Source organism: Pseudoxanthomonas broegbernensis (assembly GCF_014202435.1).
In the GTDB taxonomy this organism is placed as follows: domain Bacteria; phylum Pseudomonadota; class Gammaproteobacteria; order Xanthomonadales; family Xanthomonadaceae; genus Pseudoxanthomonas; species Pseudoxanthomonas broegbernensis.
This window is the reverse complement of record NZ_JACHGU010000004.1, coordinates 173093-187376: the sequence shown is the minus strand read 5'-3', so window position 1 is coordinate 187376 and position 14284 is coordinate 173093. Positions and strand designations below refer to the sequence as shown.

The window sequence follows — 14284 nt, the reverse complement described above, 5'->3', positions numbered from 1 at the left end:
GTATCGATCATCGCCAGGGCCAGCCATGCAATGCCGATGGTTTACCGATGCAGGCTCCCGCCGTCGTTCCCCGGTTTTCCCGCACACCACACCCTGGAATTTCGCGTATGCATCCGCATGCCGTTTCCCTGTGGCGGCACCTGCTGCTGCCGCTGGCCGGCCTGGGCCTGTTGCTGGTCTGGGCCGGGCCGCTGGGCGGCGACCCGTGGCTGGCCGACCGCCTCTACGCCTGGGAGGGCCACGCGTGGTCGCTTCGCGATGCGTGGATCACCGACACGGTCATCCATGTCGCCGGGCGCAATCTGAATGTCGCGGTGTGGGTCGTGCTCCTGGCGTGCTGGCTGCTGGCGTGCTTGCCGCCATCGCGCCGATGGGCGTTGCGGCGACCACTGGGCTATCTCCTGCTGGCCACGCTGGTCTCGTGCCTGGCCGTGTCCTGGATCAAGTCCTGGTCGAACATGGACTGCCCGTGGGACCTGCTCCGCTATGGCGGGCGAAAGGCCTTCGTCGGCCTGATCGAGCTGAGGCCATTGGGCATGGGCCGCGGGCGCTGCTTCCCCGCCGGGCATGCCAGCGGTGGCTATGCCTGGATGGCGTCGTACTTCTTTCTTCTGGCGGTCGCGCCGCGCTGGCGCTGGCTGGGACTGGGCACCGGCGTGGCCCTGGGCCTGGTCTTCGGGATCTCGCAGCAGCTTCGCGGGGCGCATTTCCTGTCGCACGACCTGTACACCGCCGGCATCTGCTGGCTGGTCTCGCTCACCCTTTACCTGGCGATCCTGCGTCCCCCGGCCGATCCCAGGCGGGCGGCGCGCAGCGGGGGCGGCACGCCATGAATGCGGTGTCCCGGGATGCCAAGAAGCGCCCGGAGGCATGGCGGCTTCCGTTGCAGATATGGAGCGAGTTCCGCCCGGTGCTCAGCCAGGAGATGCTCGCGCTGTTGACCGGCGTGTTCCTGGCCATGTCGGCCAACACGGCCTTCCTCAGGGAGGTGCATGCAACCGGCGCCCTGCATGGCGCCGGCGGCGCGCTGGCGGGTGCCTGCCTGTTCGTGCTTGTGGTCGCGTTGAACACCCTGCTGGCCCTGCTGCTGTTCAGCCGCTGGTCCGTCAAGCCGGTGCTGGCCGTGCTGTTGCCGGTATCGGCCGCAGCGGCCTACTACATGGACCACTACGGGGTGTACTTCGACACCGGCATGGTGAGGAACGTGCTGCAGACCGACCTGCGAGAATCCTCGGAGCTGGTCTCGCCCGGCCTGGCGCTGCGGGTCGTGGTAGCGGGGCTGCTGCCGGCGGTCCTCGGCTGGAAGGTCGTCCTGGTCCGCCGAAGCGCGGGAAGGGCGGTCTTGATCCGGGCCGGCGCCATCATGCTGGCCGTCGCCGTCGCCGCCGCGGCCGCGTTGCTCGCCTTCCAGAGCCTGTCGGCGCTGATGCGCAACCACCACGAGATCCGCCACCTGATCACGCCAGGCAACTACCTGGTCTCCCTCGGCCGCGTGTTGGCCGATGACGGCGCTGCGCGCAACGTGCCGAGGAAGGAGCTGGGCATCGGCGCGCACGTGGCCGCGGCGCGCGCCGGGCAGCGGCCCAGGCTGCTGGTACTGGTGGTGGGAGAAACCGCGCGGGCGCACAACTGGGGCCTGAACGGCTATCCGCGGCAGACCACGCCGCAACTGTCGCGGCTGGATCTGGTCAACTTCCCCGACGTGGCCTCGTGCGGGACCTCCACGGAAGTCTCCCTGCCGTGCATGTTCTCCGCCTACGGACGCGAGGACTACGCGAAGGACAAGGTCCACAATTCCGAATCCCTGCTGCACGTGCTCGACCGCGCCGGGATCGCGGTGGCGTGGCTGGACAACCAGGGCGGGTGCAAGGGCGTATGCACGGGTCTGCCCTTCCAGTCCTACGAGCATGCGGACGACCAGGATTTCTGCAACGCCGAAGGCTGTCTGGACGGAATCCTGTTGAAGGGCCTGTCCGGGCGGATCGCTTCGCTTCAGGGCGATGCGGTGATCGTGCTGCACCAACTGGGCAACCACGGCCCGGCCTACTCCAGGCGGTACCCGGGCGCCTTCGGGAAATTCCTGCCCGCCTGCGAAAGCTCCGCGCTTGGCGACTGCAGTCGCGGGCGGGTCGTAAACGCCTACGACAACGCCCTGCTTTACACCGACGACCTCCTGGCCCGGACGATCCGGCTGCTCGGCGAGCAGCCCGGAAGGGACACCGCGCTGTTCTATCTGTCCGACCACGGCGAATCGCTGGGGGAAGGCGGCCTGTACCTGCACGGGATGCCGTACGCGATCGCCCCGGACGAACAGAAGAAGGTGCCGATGCTGATGTGGTTCTCGTCGGGCTACGCCGGCAGCCTGGCGCTCGACGTGTCCTGCATGAAGAGGAAGGCGGCCGTTGCCGGCGCCAGCCACGACAACTACTTCCACACCGTGCTCGGGCTCATGCAGGTGTCGGCGCCCGAGTACCGGCCTGGCCTGGACCTGCTGGACGGTTGCCGCGCGGGGCGGGGCGGGTAGCGTGGGGCGCGGCGGAAGCGGACGGCCCGTGCCTGTACGGGCCGGCCTTGCCTGAAACCGCGATATGGCGGGCGTATCGCTGGCGCGCGAGGGTCGCCGGCAAGGCCGGCTCCTACAAGGAGGTCTCCGTCATGACAGCCAGGAACGGGCCATCCCGGCCGACGTGCCACCGATCGCCGAAATCAGGCCCCGCTGAAACCAGAAAGCTGCAGGCGTGGGATTGCGTTCGAGTACGGAATCGTCGGGCGCCAAGCCGGCCATGGAGAACAGGTACAGGATGCTGCCCACGATCGGATAGCCCGCCGGACTGCCCAGCGACAATTGCAGTGGCCAATGCGCCATACCCAGGATCCCGGCCAGGCCGCTCCAGATCCACCCCCTGCCGTGCAGGATCAAGGGTCGCGTAGCCTTCATCAGCACGAAACTCGCCCATGCCAGTGCAAGCGTGAAGAGAAACGCGAGCACCAGGCTCAGGATTCCGTTTCCCGGCGGTATGAGGCTGCTCATGGATAGGCCGCGGTGGACAACCTGGTGCGGGGTCTCCCGGGTGGGCGTGCGTGCCGGGTCGCAGGTCGCGATATGGGGCTGGAAGGCGAGGTCATCGAATGGGATCAGGGCCGCGGCGGGGTGCGGGGTGCCAATGATGAAAAGCCGGATGTCGGGGAACGGTCGGAGGCCTTGCAGGAGGGGGGCGGTGGCGCCGGGCTTGACGGGCGCAGTCGTCGCGGCATCGGCAGGGGCTTGCGCCCGACACTTTTCCGGGCTCCTCCTTGTGCGCCAAGGCTTGCCGGCATTCCCCGATATCTGGTGTTGACCGGGTCTGGCCACCCCACTATCTTGGGGCGGTCGGTGCCGGCGCTCCCCAAGGGGCGCCGGTTTAAAAGGGAAGCCCGGTGGGCCTGCGAAGGCGAATCCGGCACTGCCCCGCAGCGGTAACCGGGAACGAACCCGCCAACGCACTGGAACCATCCGGTTCCGGGAAGCGACGGGGGAGGCGGAAGGCCAGGCCTTCCATACCCGGAAGTCCGAAGACCTGCCGACAGCCGCGCGAAGCACGCCGCGCGGTGCCGGCCCTGGAGTCTCCGGAGGGAGATGGCTGGCGACGTGAAGCCCCGCGGCCCGGCCGCGGATGCCGGCTTTGCGACGCCGCTTCCCCATCCTCCGCTCCCGGCCGGGCTTCGCGATCCCGCGCGGGAGGGACGTGGCGTGCACCACGCAACGGAGGATGCGATGACGCACCAGGACACCCTTTCCACCGAGGCGCAGGCCCCCGCCGTCGCTTCCGCCCCGCCCGCCGCCGCCGAACCCGTGCGTGCCCCGGCCGCCGCCGGCGCCGTCGATCCCGACGACGCCGTGCCCCCGCCCCCCCAGGCCATCGCCATGCCCGCCGCCGCCATCGAAGAACACGACGTCTCCACCTGGATCACCAAGGAAGCCGGCAACCGGCGCATCCCGTTCGACCGCGCGCGCCTGGAGCGCAGCATCGACGCGATCCACGCCGAGTTCCCGCAGTTGGACGCGGCCGACTACAAGCGCAGCGTGTTCGGCTTCGTCGAGCGCAAGGATGCGGTCAACGCCGACGACCTGGTCGACCACCTGATCCGCGAGGCCGAGGCGCGCGTGGACCTGACCGCGCCGGAGTGGGAGTACTTCGCCGCGCGCCTGTACCTGCGCCGCCTGTACAAGCGCGCCAGCCGCAACCGCTTCTACGACGCCGAGCAGAAGTACGGCTCCTACGTCGGCCTGCAGGAAAGCCTGGCCGACCGCAACATCTATTCCAACGACATCCTGCGCGCCTATTCCAAGGAAGAGCTGCAGGAGGCCGGGCGCATGATCGAGCCCGAGCGCGACAAGCTGTTCGCCTACAACGGCCTGTACCTGCTGGCCACTCGCTACCTGGCCACGGACAACTCGCGCGCCGTGTTCGAGCTGCCGCAGGAGCGCTGGCTGACCATCGCCCTGTACCTGATGCAGGACGAGGCCGGCACCGGCAAGGGCGGGCGCGAGCGGCGCATGCAACTGGTGGGCGAGGCGTACTGGGCGCTGTCCAACCTGTACATGACCGTGGCCACGCCCACCCTGCAGAACGCCGGCAAGGTCGGCGGCCAGTTGTCGAGCTGCTTCATCGACACGGTGGACGACAGCCTGCAGGGCATCTACGACTCCAACACCGACATCGCCCGCGTGTCCAAGGGCGGCGGCGGCGTGGGCGCGTACATGGGCTACGTGCGCTCGTCCGGCTCGTCCATCCGCGGCGTGGCCAATTCCTCCGGCGGCGTGGTGCCGTGGATCAAGCAGCTCAACAACACCGCCGTGTCGGTGGACCAGCTCGGCCAGCGCAAGGGCGCGGTGGCGGTCTACCTGGACGTGTGGCACCGCGACATCGAGGCCTTCCTCGACCTGCGCCTGAACAACGGCGACCAGCGCCTGCGCGCGCACGACGTGTTCACCTCGGTGTGCATCCCCGACATCTTCATGGAGGCGGTGGAGCGCCGCGGCGACTGGTACCTGTTCGATCCGCACGAGGTCAAGCGGATCAAGGGCTGGTACCTGCAGGACTTCTTCGACGAGCAGAAGGGCGACGGCGCCTTCCGCAAGAAGTACGAGGAGGCGGTGGCCGACGAGCGCATCGGCCGCAAGACGGTCAAGGCGATCGAGATATTCAAGCGGATCATGGTCAGCCAGTTGGAGACCGGCAACCCGTTCATGTTCTACCGCGACGAGGTCAACCGGAAGAACCCGAACAAGCACGCCGGCATGGTGTACTCGTCCAACCTGTGCACCGAGATCCTGCAGAACATGAGCCCCACCCGGCTCATGCAGGAGATCATCTCCGGCAACCAGATCGTGACCACCAAGCAGGCCGGCGACTTCGTGGTCTGCAACCTGTCATCGATCAACCTGGGCCGCGCCGTGGTGCCGCAGGAAGGCCAGGGCGACCTGATCACCGACGTGCTCGAGCGCCTGATCCCGATCCAGGTGCGCATGCTCGACAACGTGATCGACCTCAACGACCTGCCGGTGCCGCAGGCCACCATCACCAACCAGAAGTACCGTGCCATCGGCCTGGGCACCTTCGGCTGGCACCACCTGCTGGCGCTCAAGGGCATCCAGTGGAACTCGCCGGACGCGGAGGACTACAGCGACGCCCTGTACGAGCGGATCAACTACCTGACCGTGCAGGCGAGCATGGAACTGGCCCGGGAAAAGGGCACCTACAGCGTGTTCCCCGGCAGCGACTGGCACACCGGCGCCTACTTCCGCGACCGCGCCTACAACAGCCCGCAATGGCTGGAGCTGGCCGCGCAGGTGGGCGTCAACGGCATGCGCAACGGCTGGCTGATGGCGGTGGCGCCGAACATGTCCACCGCCCAGATCGCCGGCTCCACCGCCTCGATCGACCCGATCTTCTCGGCGTTCTACTACGAGGAGAAGAAGGACTTCCGCCGCCCGGTGGCCGCGCCCGGGCTGTCGCTGGAGACCTGGCCGTACTACGAGAAGGGCGCCTACAAGGTCGACCAGTTCGCCAGCGTGCGCCAGAACGCGCGCCGCCAGCGCCACGTCGACCAGTCGATCAGCTTCAACTTCTACGTGCCCTCCACCATCCGCGCCAGCACCCTGCTGGACCTGCACATGACCGCCTGGCGCGAGGGCATCAAGACCACCTACTACGTGCGCTCCAACGACATCGACATCGCCGAGTGCGAGTGGTGCAGTAGCTGAAGCGCATTCGCGCTTCGCTTCCACGGTTCGCGTGGCGAACCGTGGACCCTGCATCACCCTGCATCCACACCCCCGCGCCTGCGGCGCGCCCCCCTGACCCAGGGGGGCTTTCCTCCAGAAGGATGCGTCGCCGGGCGCAAGCGCAATACGAGAAGCCACATGTCCGCCACCGCACCGTTCACCGCCACGCCCCTCGACCGCATCAAGATCCTGGAGCCGCGCCACCCCAACCGCTCCACCGGCATCATCAACGGCAAGACCTCCGGCATCCTCAACTGGAACGACATCCCGTACCCGTCGTTCTACCGCGCCTACAAGGAGCTCTCGACCAACTTCTGGATCCCGGACGAGGTCGACATGAAGGGCGACGCCAAGCAGTACGGCGAGCTGTCGGCGCGGGAGAAGAACGCCTACGACTCGATCATCGGCCTGCTCGCCACCCTGGACTCGCCGCAGACGCGCTTCATCTACAACGTCGCCGAGTACATCACCGACCCGGCCGCGCACGCCAACGCGGCGATCATCGGCCAGCAGGAAGTGATCCACAACGAGAGCTACAGCTACGTGCTGGCCTCGATCACCGACCTGGCCAACCAGAACCGGGTGTTCGAGATCGCGCGCACCCACCCGACGATCCAGCGCCGCAACGCGCCGATCATGCAGTCCTACGACGACTTCATGCGCGAGAAGACCGCCGAGACCCTGCTGCGCTCGCTGATCCAGTCCTCGATCCTGGAGGGCATCAACTTCTATTCCGGCTTCGCCTACTTCTACAACCTGGTGCGCCAGAACCGGATGACCGGCACCGGCAAGATCATCAGTTTCATCAACCGCGACGAACTGGCCCACACCAAGTTCATCAGCGAGGTGATCCGCGCCATCGTCGGCGAGAACCCGGAGCTGCAGACCGACGAGCTGACCGACTACGTGCACAAGGCGTTCGAGCACGCCATCGAGCTGGAGGCGCAGTGGACCGGCGAGGTGCTGGACGGCATCGACGGCATCGACGTGGACGAGATGATCCGCTACGTGAAGTACCGGGCCAACAAGATGGCCGGCATGCTGGGCATCGAGAAGCTGTACACCGAGACCACCGACAACGTGATGCCGTGGATCAAGGCCTACGCCGACAACTTCACCGAGACCAAGACCGACTTCTTCGAGATGCGCAACGCCAGCTACAAGAAGACCAACTCGGACAACGGCTTCGACGACCTCTGACGCCGGGCGCCATGCGCATCCTGATCGCCTTCACCTCGCTTAGCGGCAACACCCGCGACGTCGCCCGCCAGGTGCGCGCGCGCTGCGAGGCGCTGGGGCACCGGGTGAGCTGGGTCGAGGCCGGGGTGGACACCCTGGCCGACGCCGGCGACCCGCGCCACGACCTGTACGTGCTCGGCGCCTGGACCGACAACGCCGGGCGCACGCCCGGCGAGATGAAGGCGCTGATCGCCGACCTGGTCGCCGCGGTCGGCAAGCCGGCGCCGCTGGCCGTGTTCGGCACCGGCGAGACCCAGTGGGGCGAGGAATACTACTGCGGCGCGGTGCGCCGGATCGCCGCCTTCTTCGGCACCCGCTACCCATGCCTGGAGATCGAGCAGATGCCGCACGGCGAGCGCGACGCGAGCCGGATCCAGCACTGGACCGACCACATCCTGACCCGTACCGGAAATGCCCATGCAGACCCTGCACGTTTCGTCGCCTGACGACTACGCCGCCGCCGTGGCCGCGCACCCGCGCCTGCTGGTGGACTACCACAAGGACAACTGCCCGGGCTGCACCATGCTGGACATGTCGCTGAAAAAGTTCGCCGCCGAGCCCGGCGCCGACGGCGTGGTGCTGCTGAAGGTGAAGCTGGAGCAGGTGGGCGAGGAATTCTTTCGCGGCCTGGGCCTGCGCCAGACCCCGACCCTGGCCGTGTTCCGCGACGGCGCCGAGGTGGCGCGGCTGCCCGGCTTCCAGTCGCCGGCGCAGGTGGCGCAGGCGGTGGGCGCGCACCTCTAGGCGCCTGCACGCCGTCCGCCGCCGGATCGGTGATGATGGCCGCGGGAGGCCGCGACGACCTGGAGAACACCGCGATGTCCGAAGCCCCGCAGAACGAAGCCCGCGCCACCGAGGCGCGCCTGCTGCACATGGTCTTCCCCGACCACACCAACCATTTGGGCACGCTGTTCGGCGGCCAGGCCCTGGCATGGATGGACATGGCCTCCTTCATCGCCGCCTCGCGCTACGCGCGCAGCACCGTGGTCACCGCCCGTTCCGAGCAGGTCGACTTCAACCAGCCGATCCACAAGGGCGACCTGGTCGAGGTGATCGCGCGGCTGGTCAAGGTCGGGCGCAGCTCGATGAACGTGGACGTGGAGGTCATCACCGAGGACCTGCTGAGCGGCGAGCGCAAGCTGTGCACCCGCGGCCACTTCGTGATGATCGCGCTCGACCCGCTGGGCCAGCCGACGCCGGTGCCGCCGCTGCCGGCGCCCGCGTCTGCCCGGGAACCGGCACGTTCGCCATGACGTCCCTGTAGGTGCGGGCTTGCCGGCGAGCGTCATGCCTGGCGCAGCGCTGGCGGGCGGTTTCCCCGGGCGGCGCCTACGGGGGCGGGGCGCCGGGGTGGCGCCGCTTCCAGGCGTCCAGCGCCCGGCGGTATTCGTCCAGCGCCTCGGCATAGAGGTCGTACACGCAGATCGGGCAGCCGCTTTCGCAGCATTCGCCCGGCAGCGGCTTCTCGGGCGGCACCGGTGGCGGATCGTCCGCCGGGACGAGTCCGGAAGCAGGAGGCGGTGGCGCGTGTTCGTCGGTCATCGCCGCCAGCGTAGCAGTGCGCCGGGGGGCACCGAATGCCGCGGTGCCGCCGGCGCCACGATCCTCGCGCCGGGCGAGGGACGACGGCGATGCCGCGCACCTCCTTCCCGGCCACGCCGGACGTCGAGCACCGGGCACCGGCCTGGCCGGTGTCCGGTGCTCGTTGCCGGCGCCTGCCGACGATGGCTCAGGCCGCCGCGGCGCGCTCGCCGCGCAGGATGCGCGCGGCCTCGACCATGCGCTCCAGCGCGGTGCGCGTTTCCGGCCAGCCGCGGGTCTTCAGGCCGCAGTCAGGGTTGACCCATATCTGCTCGGGCGCCAGCACCGCGCGCGCCTTCTCCAGCAGTTCCACCATCTCCGAGGTGGTGGGGATGCGCGGGGAGTGGATGTCGTACACGCCCGGGCCGATCTCGTTGGGGTAGCGGAACTTCACGAACGCGTCCAGCAGCTCCATGCGCGAGCGCGAGGTCTCGATCGAGATCACGTCCGCGTCCATCGCCGCCACCGCCTGGATGATGTCGTTGAACTCGGAGTAGCACATGTGGGTGTGGATCTGGGTCTCGTCGCGCACGCCGCTGGCGGACAGGCGGAAGCTTTCCACCGCCCAGTCCAGGTAGGCGGCCCACTGCGCGCGGCGCAGCGGCAGGCCCTCGCGCAGCGCCGGCTCGTCGATCTGGATGACCTTGATGCCGGCCGCCTCCAGGTCGGTCACCTCGTCGCGCAGGGCCAGGGCGATCTGGCGGCAGGTGTCGGCGCGGGCCTGGTCGTCGCGCACGAACGACCACTGCAGCACGGTCACCGGGCCGGTGAGCATGCCCTTCATCGGCCGCTGCGTGAGCGACTGGGCGTACCTGGACCAGCGCACCGTCATCGGCGCCGGGCGCACCACGTCGCCGAAGATGATCGGCGGCTTGACGCAGCGGCTGCCGTAGCTCTGCACCCAGCCCAGCTTGGTGAAGGCGAAGCCGTCCAGTTGCTCGCCGAAGTACTCGACCATGTCGTTGCGCTCGAACTCGCCGTGGACCAGCACGTCGATGCCGATCTGCTCCTGGAAGCGCACGCACTTCTCGGTCTGCGCCTCCAGGAAGGCGTCGTAGCCGGCCTCGTCGAGCTTGCGCGACTTGAACTTTGCCCGCGCCTCGCGCACCTGGAGGGTCTGCGGGAAGGAGCCGATGGTGGTGGTCGGGTACGGCGGCAGGCCGAGCGCGGCTTCCTGCGCCTGCCGGCGCGCCGGATAGGGCGAGGCGCGCTGCGCCTGCGCCGGGGTGACCGCGGCCAGGCGCGCGGCCACTTCCGGGCGGTGCACGCGCGGGGAGGCCTTGCGCGATTCGATTCGCGCGCGCGCGTCGTCCAGGGCGGCGTGCGCGGTATCGCGGCCGTCCAGCGCGTCGGCCAGCACCCGGATCTCGCCCAGCTTCTGCCGGGCGAACGAGAGCCACGACTTCAGGTCGGGTTCGAGCGCCTTCTCGCCGTCCAGGTCCACCGGCACGTGCAGCAGCGAGCACGACGGCGCCAGCCACAGCTTGTCCGCGCCGACGCGGGTGCGTGCGTAGCGGGCCAGCAGCAGGGCGTTGTCCAGGCGGGTGCGCCAGATGTTGCGGCCGTCGACCAGGCCGGCGGAAAGCACGCGGCCCTCCGGCAGGCGGTCCAGCACCGCCTCCAGCTCTTCGGGCGCGCGCACCAGGTCCAGGTGCAGGCCGTCGACCGGCAGCGAGGCGGCCAGCTCCAGGTTGTCGCCCAGGGCGCCGAAGTACGGGGTCAGCAGCAGCTTCGGGCGAGGGCCTTGCGTCAGTGCGGCGTAGGCGCGGCGGTAGGCCTCGCGTGCCTCGGGCGCCAGGTCCAGCACCAGCGCCGGCTCGTCGATCTGCACCCACTGCGCGCCGGCCTCCTGCAACCGCGCCAGCAACTGCGCGTACACCGGCAGCAGGCGTTCGAGCAGGGCGAAGCGGTCGCTGCCGTCCACGGTCTTGGACAGCCACAGGAAGGTCACCGGGCCGATCAGCACCGGCCGCGTCTCGATGCCCAGCGCCTTGGCCTCCAGGTACTGCGCCACCGGCTTGTCGCCGCGCAGGGCGAAGGCCTGGCCGGCCTCCAGCTCGGGCACCAGGTAGTGGTAGTTGGTGTCGAACCACTTGGTCATTTCCAGTGCGTGCAGGTCGATCCCGTCGCGCTGGTGGCCGCGGGCCAGGGCGAAGTAGCCGGCCAGCGGGTCGGCATCGGCCAGGGCGCGGTAGCGCGGCGGGATGGCGTCGAACAGGAAGGCGGTGTCCAGCACCTGGTCGTACAGCGAGAAGTCGTTGGACGGCGGCAGGTCGATGCCGGCGTCGACCTGCAGCGTCCAATGGCGGGCGCGCAGTTCGCGGCCGGCCTCCTGGAGCTGGTCGGCGGACAGTTCGCCGCGCCAGTGCGCCTCCAGGGCGTGCTTGAGTTCGCGGCGCGCCCCGATGCGGGGGAAACCGAGGGAGGTGGTGAGCGTCATGGTGGCGTTTCCTCATGCAGGGACGGATGGGCGACGCCGCAGGAGCGGCCTTCGCCCTTGCGGGCGAACCGGGACCGTCGCGGGTGGGGCACGGGGACAGGCGCACGGCGCGCGGCGCCATGCGGATGCTCCGGCCACCTCCCCGCGGAGGCTCCAGGTCGTACGGAAGGCGGGCATGCCTTCCGGCCGGGGCAGGTCTTCGGGCTCATGGACGCACGGCGCGCGGACGCGCCGGGGCCTACTGTCCGCCGCTTCCCGGCCGGTTGGGCCAGTGCGATGGCGGAGGTCGTTTCCAATTACCGCTGCGGGGCAGCGCCGGAATGGGGCCCGCTTGCACGGGCCCGCACCGGACTTCCCTTTTAATCCATCGCTTCATATGGATGAAGAGATGTAACCTCGGCGGCGCCACGTTAGCCTCGACGCCGGCGGACGTCAACCGGCGTCCGTGCGCATGCGGCTCGCGGCACGGGCGGCCGCGGCCCTTGCGCGCAGGCGCGGGCCTCCCGCGACGCCGTGTTCTGCCCGCCCCGCTTGCCGCCTTCGCCGGCGGCGGGTGCAATGCGCGTCCCTTCCCGCGTCGTGCCCGCCATGAGCCTGCTGTTCTCGCCCCTTGCGCTGGGTCCGGTCGAGCTGCCCAACCGGATCGTCGTCGCCCCCATGTGCCAGTACTCCGCGCACGACGGCGTGGCCGGCGACTGGCACCCCATCCACCTGGGCCAACTGGCCCTGTCCGGCGCTGGCCTGCTGGTCCTGGAGGCGACCGCGGTCGCGGCGCGCGGGCGTATCAGCCACGCCGACCTGGGCTTGTGGAACGAGGACCAGGAAGCGGCGCTGAAGGCGCTGGTCGCCTCGCTGCGGCGCTGGTCGCCCATGCCGCTGGGCATCCAGTTGGCGCATGCCGGACGCAAGGCGTCCACCGCGCGGCCCTGGGAAGGCGGCGGCCCGATCGCGGCCGACCACCCGCACGGCTGGGCCACCGTGTCCGCCTCGGCGCTGGCCTACGACGACGGCCATGGCGTGCCGCGGGCGCTGGAGGCGGCGGACATCGATGCGCTGGTCGAGGACTTCGCCCATGCCGCGCGTCGCGCGGTGCGCGCCGGCCTGGACCTGGTCGAGGTCCATGTCGCGCACGGCTACCTGCTGCACCAGTTCCTCTCGCCGCTGAGCAACGTGCGCGACGACGCGTACGGCGGTGCGCTGGAGAACCGGATGCGGCTGACGCTGCGGGTGTTCGACGCGGTGCGCGCGGCGGTGCCGGAGCGGGTCGCGGTCGGCGTGCGGATCTCGGCCACCGACGGGGTCGACGGTGGCTGGGACCTGGCCCAGAGCATCGAGCTGGCGCGCGCGCTGGACGCGCGTGGCTGCCAGTTCATCCACGTATCCAGCGGCGGACTGGACCGGCGCCAGCGCATCGCCGCCGCCCCCGGCTACCAGGTGCCGTTCGCCGAGGCGATCCGGGCGCAGGTGGCGATGCCGGTGATCGCGGTCGGCCTGATCACCGCGCCGCACCAGGCCGAGGCGATCCTGGCCGAAGGCCGTGCCGATGCGGTGGCGCTGGCCCGCGGCATCCTCTACGACCCGCGCTGGCCGTGGCATGCGGCGGCCGAGCTGGGCGCCACGCTGGCGCCGCCGCCGCAATACCTGCGCTGCGAGCCGGCCGAAGCGCGCGGGGTGTTCGCGGGGAACTAGCGGCCGCGCCGGCCCAGCATCCGGCCGCGTACCGCGATGCGCCCGCCCGGCGCCGGGCCGGAGCGTCGGTAACAGGTGCAACCGGCGCCGCACGCGGCGGCGCGCTCGCATACCATGGCGCGTCTATGCGCCACGACCACATCCTTTCGCTCTCCTGCCCGGACCGCACGGGCATCGTCTACCGCGTCAGCGGCCTGCTGTTCGGCCAGGGCTGCAACATCCTCGATGCCCAGCAGTACGGCGACGAGGAGAGCGGCCGCTTCTTCCTGCGCGTGCACTTCCAGTTGCCCGACGCCGAGGCGCTGCCGGCGCTGCACGAGCGCTTCGCCCACCTGGCCGGCGAGTTCGAGATGGACTGGCAGGTGCACGATGCGCGCCGGCGCGCGCGCCTGCTGGTGCTGGTGAGCAAGCAGGGCCATTGCCTCAACGACCTGCTGTTCCGCGCCCACAGCGGCCAGTTGAACGTGGACATCGCCGCGGTGGCGTCCAACCACGAGGATTTCTCCGCGCTGTCGGCCTCCTACGGCGTGCCGTTCCACCACCTGCCGGTGGACGCGTCCAACCGCCCGCGGCAGGAACAGGCGATCGTCGACCTGGTCGAGCGCGGGCAGGTGGACCTGGTGGTGCTGGCGCGCTACATGCAGATCCTCTCCCCGCGCCTGTGCCAGGCGCTGGCCGGGCGCGCGATCAACATCCACCACAGCTTCCTGCCGAGCTTCAAGGGCGCCCAGCCCTACCACCAGGCGTACGCGCGCGGGGTCAAGATCATCGGCGCCACCGCGCACTACGTGACCGCGGACCTGGACGAAGGCCCGATCATCGAGCAGGACGTGGCCCGGGTGGACCATGCGATGACCCCGCGCGACCTGGTGCGGGTGGGCAGCGACATCGAGTCGCAGGTGCTGGCGCGCGCGGTGCGCCGCCACGTCGAGCACCGGATCCTGCTCAACGGGCACAAGACGGTGGTGTTCCGCTGAGGCGGCGGCCGGCCGGGGCCGCTGCGCGTCTGTCGACGGCGGGGGCGTAGCATGCTCCGGATAGCAGGGATCGGGCGTGGCGCCCGGAAG

Annotated in this window: 12 protein-coding genes and 2 riboswitches; of the genes, 9 read left to right on the top strand and 3 right to left on the bottom strand. The window is 69.8% G+C overall.

Translation table 11 applies throughout. From position 1 onward, the window contains the following. Positions 1 to 47 precede the first annotated feature (47 nt). A complete protein-coding gene (locus HNR76_RS09990) occupies positions 48 to 833 on the top strand; it encodes a phosphatase PAP2 family protein (protein ID WP_425501772.1) in 786 nt (261 codons plus the stop codon). After that, the gene (locus HNR76_RS09985; protein WP_162310567.1) at positions 830 to 2524 is read left to right on the top strand and encodes a phosphoethanolamine transferase; all 1695 of its coding nucleotides are present in this window, start codon (positions 830 to 832) and stop codon (positions 2522 to 2524) included. The genes HNR76_RS09990 and HNR76_RS09985 overlap by 4 nt, the downstream gene beginning before the upstream one ends. 129 nt (positions 2525 to 2653) lie before the next feature. Here the strand turns inward: HNR76_RS09985 and HNR76_RS09980 are convergent, their stop codons facing one another. Further along, complete coding sequence (locus tag HNR76_RS09980) at positions 2654 to 3031, bottom strand: hypothetical protein (RefSeq protein WP_162310568.1); 378 nt, start codon at positions 3029 to 3031, stop codon at positions 2654 to 2656. 323 nt (positions 3032 to 3354) lie between these two features. Further along, positions 3355 to 3579, top strand: a riboswitch (cobalamin riboswitch). A 175-nt stretch (positions 3580 to 3754) separates the two neighbouring features. Between HNR76_RS09980 and HNR76_RS09975 the strand changes: the two genes are divergently transcribed. From HNR76_RS09975 to HNR76_RS09955, 5 genes are all read left to right on the top strand, one after another. Further along, on the top strand, positions 3755 to 6247 hold the full coding sequence (locus HNR76_RS09975) for a ribonucleoside-diphosphate reductase subunit alpha (protein ID WP_183982217.1): 2493 nt from the start codon (positions 3755 to 3757) through the stop codon (positions 6245 to 6247). 159 nt (positions 6248 to 6406) lie between these two features. Continuing rightward, positions 6407 to 7468, top strand: coding sequence for a ribonucleotide-diphosphate reductase subunit beta (locus HNR76_RS09970; RefSeq protein WP_162310570.1), 1062 nt, complete (start codon positions 6407 to 6409; stop codon positions 7466 to 7468). Between the two features lie 11 nt (positions 7469 to 7479). Then, positions 7480 to 7953 (top strand): flavodoxin, encoded by a 474-nt coding sequence (locus HNR76_RS09965; RefSeq protein ID WP_162310571.1) that lies wholly within the window; start codon positions 7480 to 7482, stop codon positions 7951 to 7953. Beyond that, a complete protein-coding gene (locus HNR76_RS09960) occupies positions 7925 to 8251 on the top strand; it encodes a thioredoxin family protein (RefSeq protein WP_162310572.1) in 327 nt (108 codons plus the stop codon). Before HNR76_RS09965 ends, HNR76_RS09960 begins: the two co-directional genes overlap by 29 nt. 74 nt (positions 8252 to 8325) lie before the next feature. Next, positions 8326 to 8760 carry an acyl-CoA thioesterase gene (locus tag HNR76_RS09955; protein ID WP_162310676.1) on the top strand — a complete coding sequence of 145 codons (435 nt, stop codon included), beginning with the start codon at positions 8326 to 8328 and terminating at the stop codon, positions 8758 to 8760. A gap of 76 nt (positions 8761 to 8836) precedes the next feature. Here HNR76_RS09955 and HNR76_RS09950 read toward each other — a convergent pair whose 3' ends face one another. After that, a complete protein-coding gene (locus tag HNR76_RS09950) occupies positions 8837 to 8983 on the bottom strand; it encodes an oxidoreductase-like domain-containing protein (protein WP_425501773.1) in 147 nt (48 codons plus the stop codon). Positions 8984 to 9236: 253 nt separating this feature from the next. Continuing rightward, positions 9237 to 11528, bottom strand: coding sequence for a 5-methyltetrahydropteroyltriglutamate--homocysteine S-methyltransferase (gene metE / locus HNR76_RS09945; protein WP_162310574.1), 2292 nt, complete (start codon positions 11526 to 11528; stop codon positions 9237 to 9239). Positions 11529 to 11701: 173 nt separating this feature from the next. Then, positions 11702 to 11942, bottom strand: a riboswitch (cobalamin riboswitch). Positions 11943 to 12116: 174 nt separating this feature from the next. On the opposite strand from metE, the gene HNR76_RS09940 reads away from it, so the two are divergent. Together HNR76_RS09940 and purU are read left to right on the top strand one after the other, a co-directional pair. Further along, complete coding sequence (locus HNR76_RS09940; protein ID WP_162310677.1) at positions 12117 to 13217, top strand: NADH:flavin oxidoreductase/NADH oxidase; 1101 nt, start codon at positions 12117 to 12119, stop codon at positions 13215 to 13217. 125 nt (positions 13218 to 13342) lie between these two features. Continuing rightward, positions 13343 to 14194: a formyltetrahydrofolate deformylase gene (purU, locus tag HNR76_RS09935; RefSeq protein ID WP_162310575.1), complete on the top strand. Its 852-nt coding sequence runs from the start codon at positions 13343 to 13345 to the stop codon at positions 14192 to 14194. The last annotated feature ends 90 nt before the right edge of the window (positions 14195 to 14284 follow it).

Coding starts and splice junctions, on each gene's coding strand:
- HNR76_RS09990 (WP_425501772.1), top strand. CDS start 48: ATGCAGGCTCCCGCCGTCGTTCCCCGGTTTTCCCGCACACCACACCCT.
- HNR76_RS09985 (WP_162310567.1), top strand. CDS start 830: ATGAATGCGGTGTCCCGGGATGCCAAGAAGCGCCCGGAGGCATGGCGG.
- HNR76_RS09980 (WP_162310568.1), bottom strand. CDS start 3,031: ATGAGCAGCCTCATACCGCCGGGAAACGGAATCCTGAGCCTGGTGCTC.
- HNR76_RS09975 (WP_183982217.1), top strand. CDS start 3,755: ATGACGCACCAGGACACCCTTTCCACCGAGGCGCAGGCCCCCGCCGTC.
- HNR76_RS09970 (WP_162310570.1), top strand. CDS start 6,407: ATGTCCGCCACCGCACCGTTCACCGCCACGCCCCTCGACCGCATCAAG.
- HNR76_RS09965 (WP_162310571.1), top strand. CDS start 7,480: ATGCGCATCCTGATCGCCTTCACCTCGCTTAGCGGCAACACCCGCGAC.
- HNR76_RS09960 (WP_162310572.1), top strand. CDS start 7,925: ATGCAGACCCTGCACGTTTCGTCGCCTGACGACTACGCCGCCGCCGTG.
- HNR76_RS09955 (WP_162310676.1), top strand. CDS start 8,326: ATGTCCGAAGCCCCGCAGAACGAAGCCCGCGCCACCGAGGCGCGCCTG.
- metE (WP_162310574.1), bottom strand. CDS start 11,528: ATGACGCTCACCACCTCCCTCGGTTTCCCCCGCATCGGGGCGCGCCGC.
- HNR76_RS09940 (WP_162310677.1), top strand. CDS start 12,117: ATGAGCCTGCTGTTCTCGCCCCTTGCGCTGGGTCCGGTCGAGCTGCCC.
- purU (WP_162310575.1), top strand. CDS start 13,343: ATGCGCCACGACCACATCCTTTCGCTCTCCTGCCCGGACCGCACGGGC.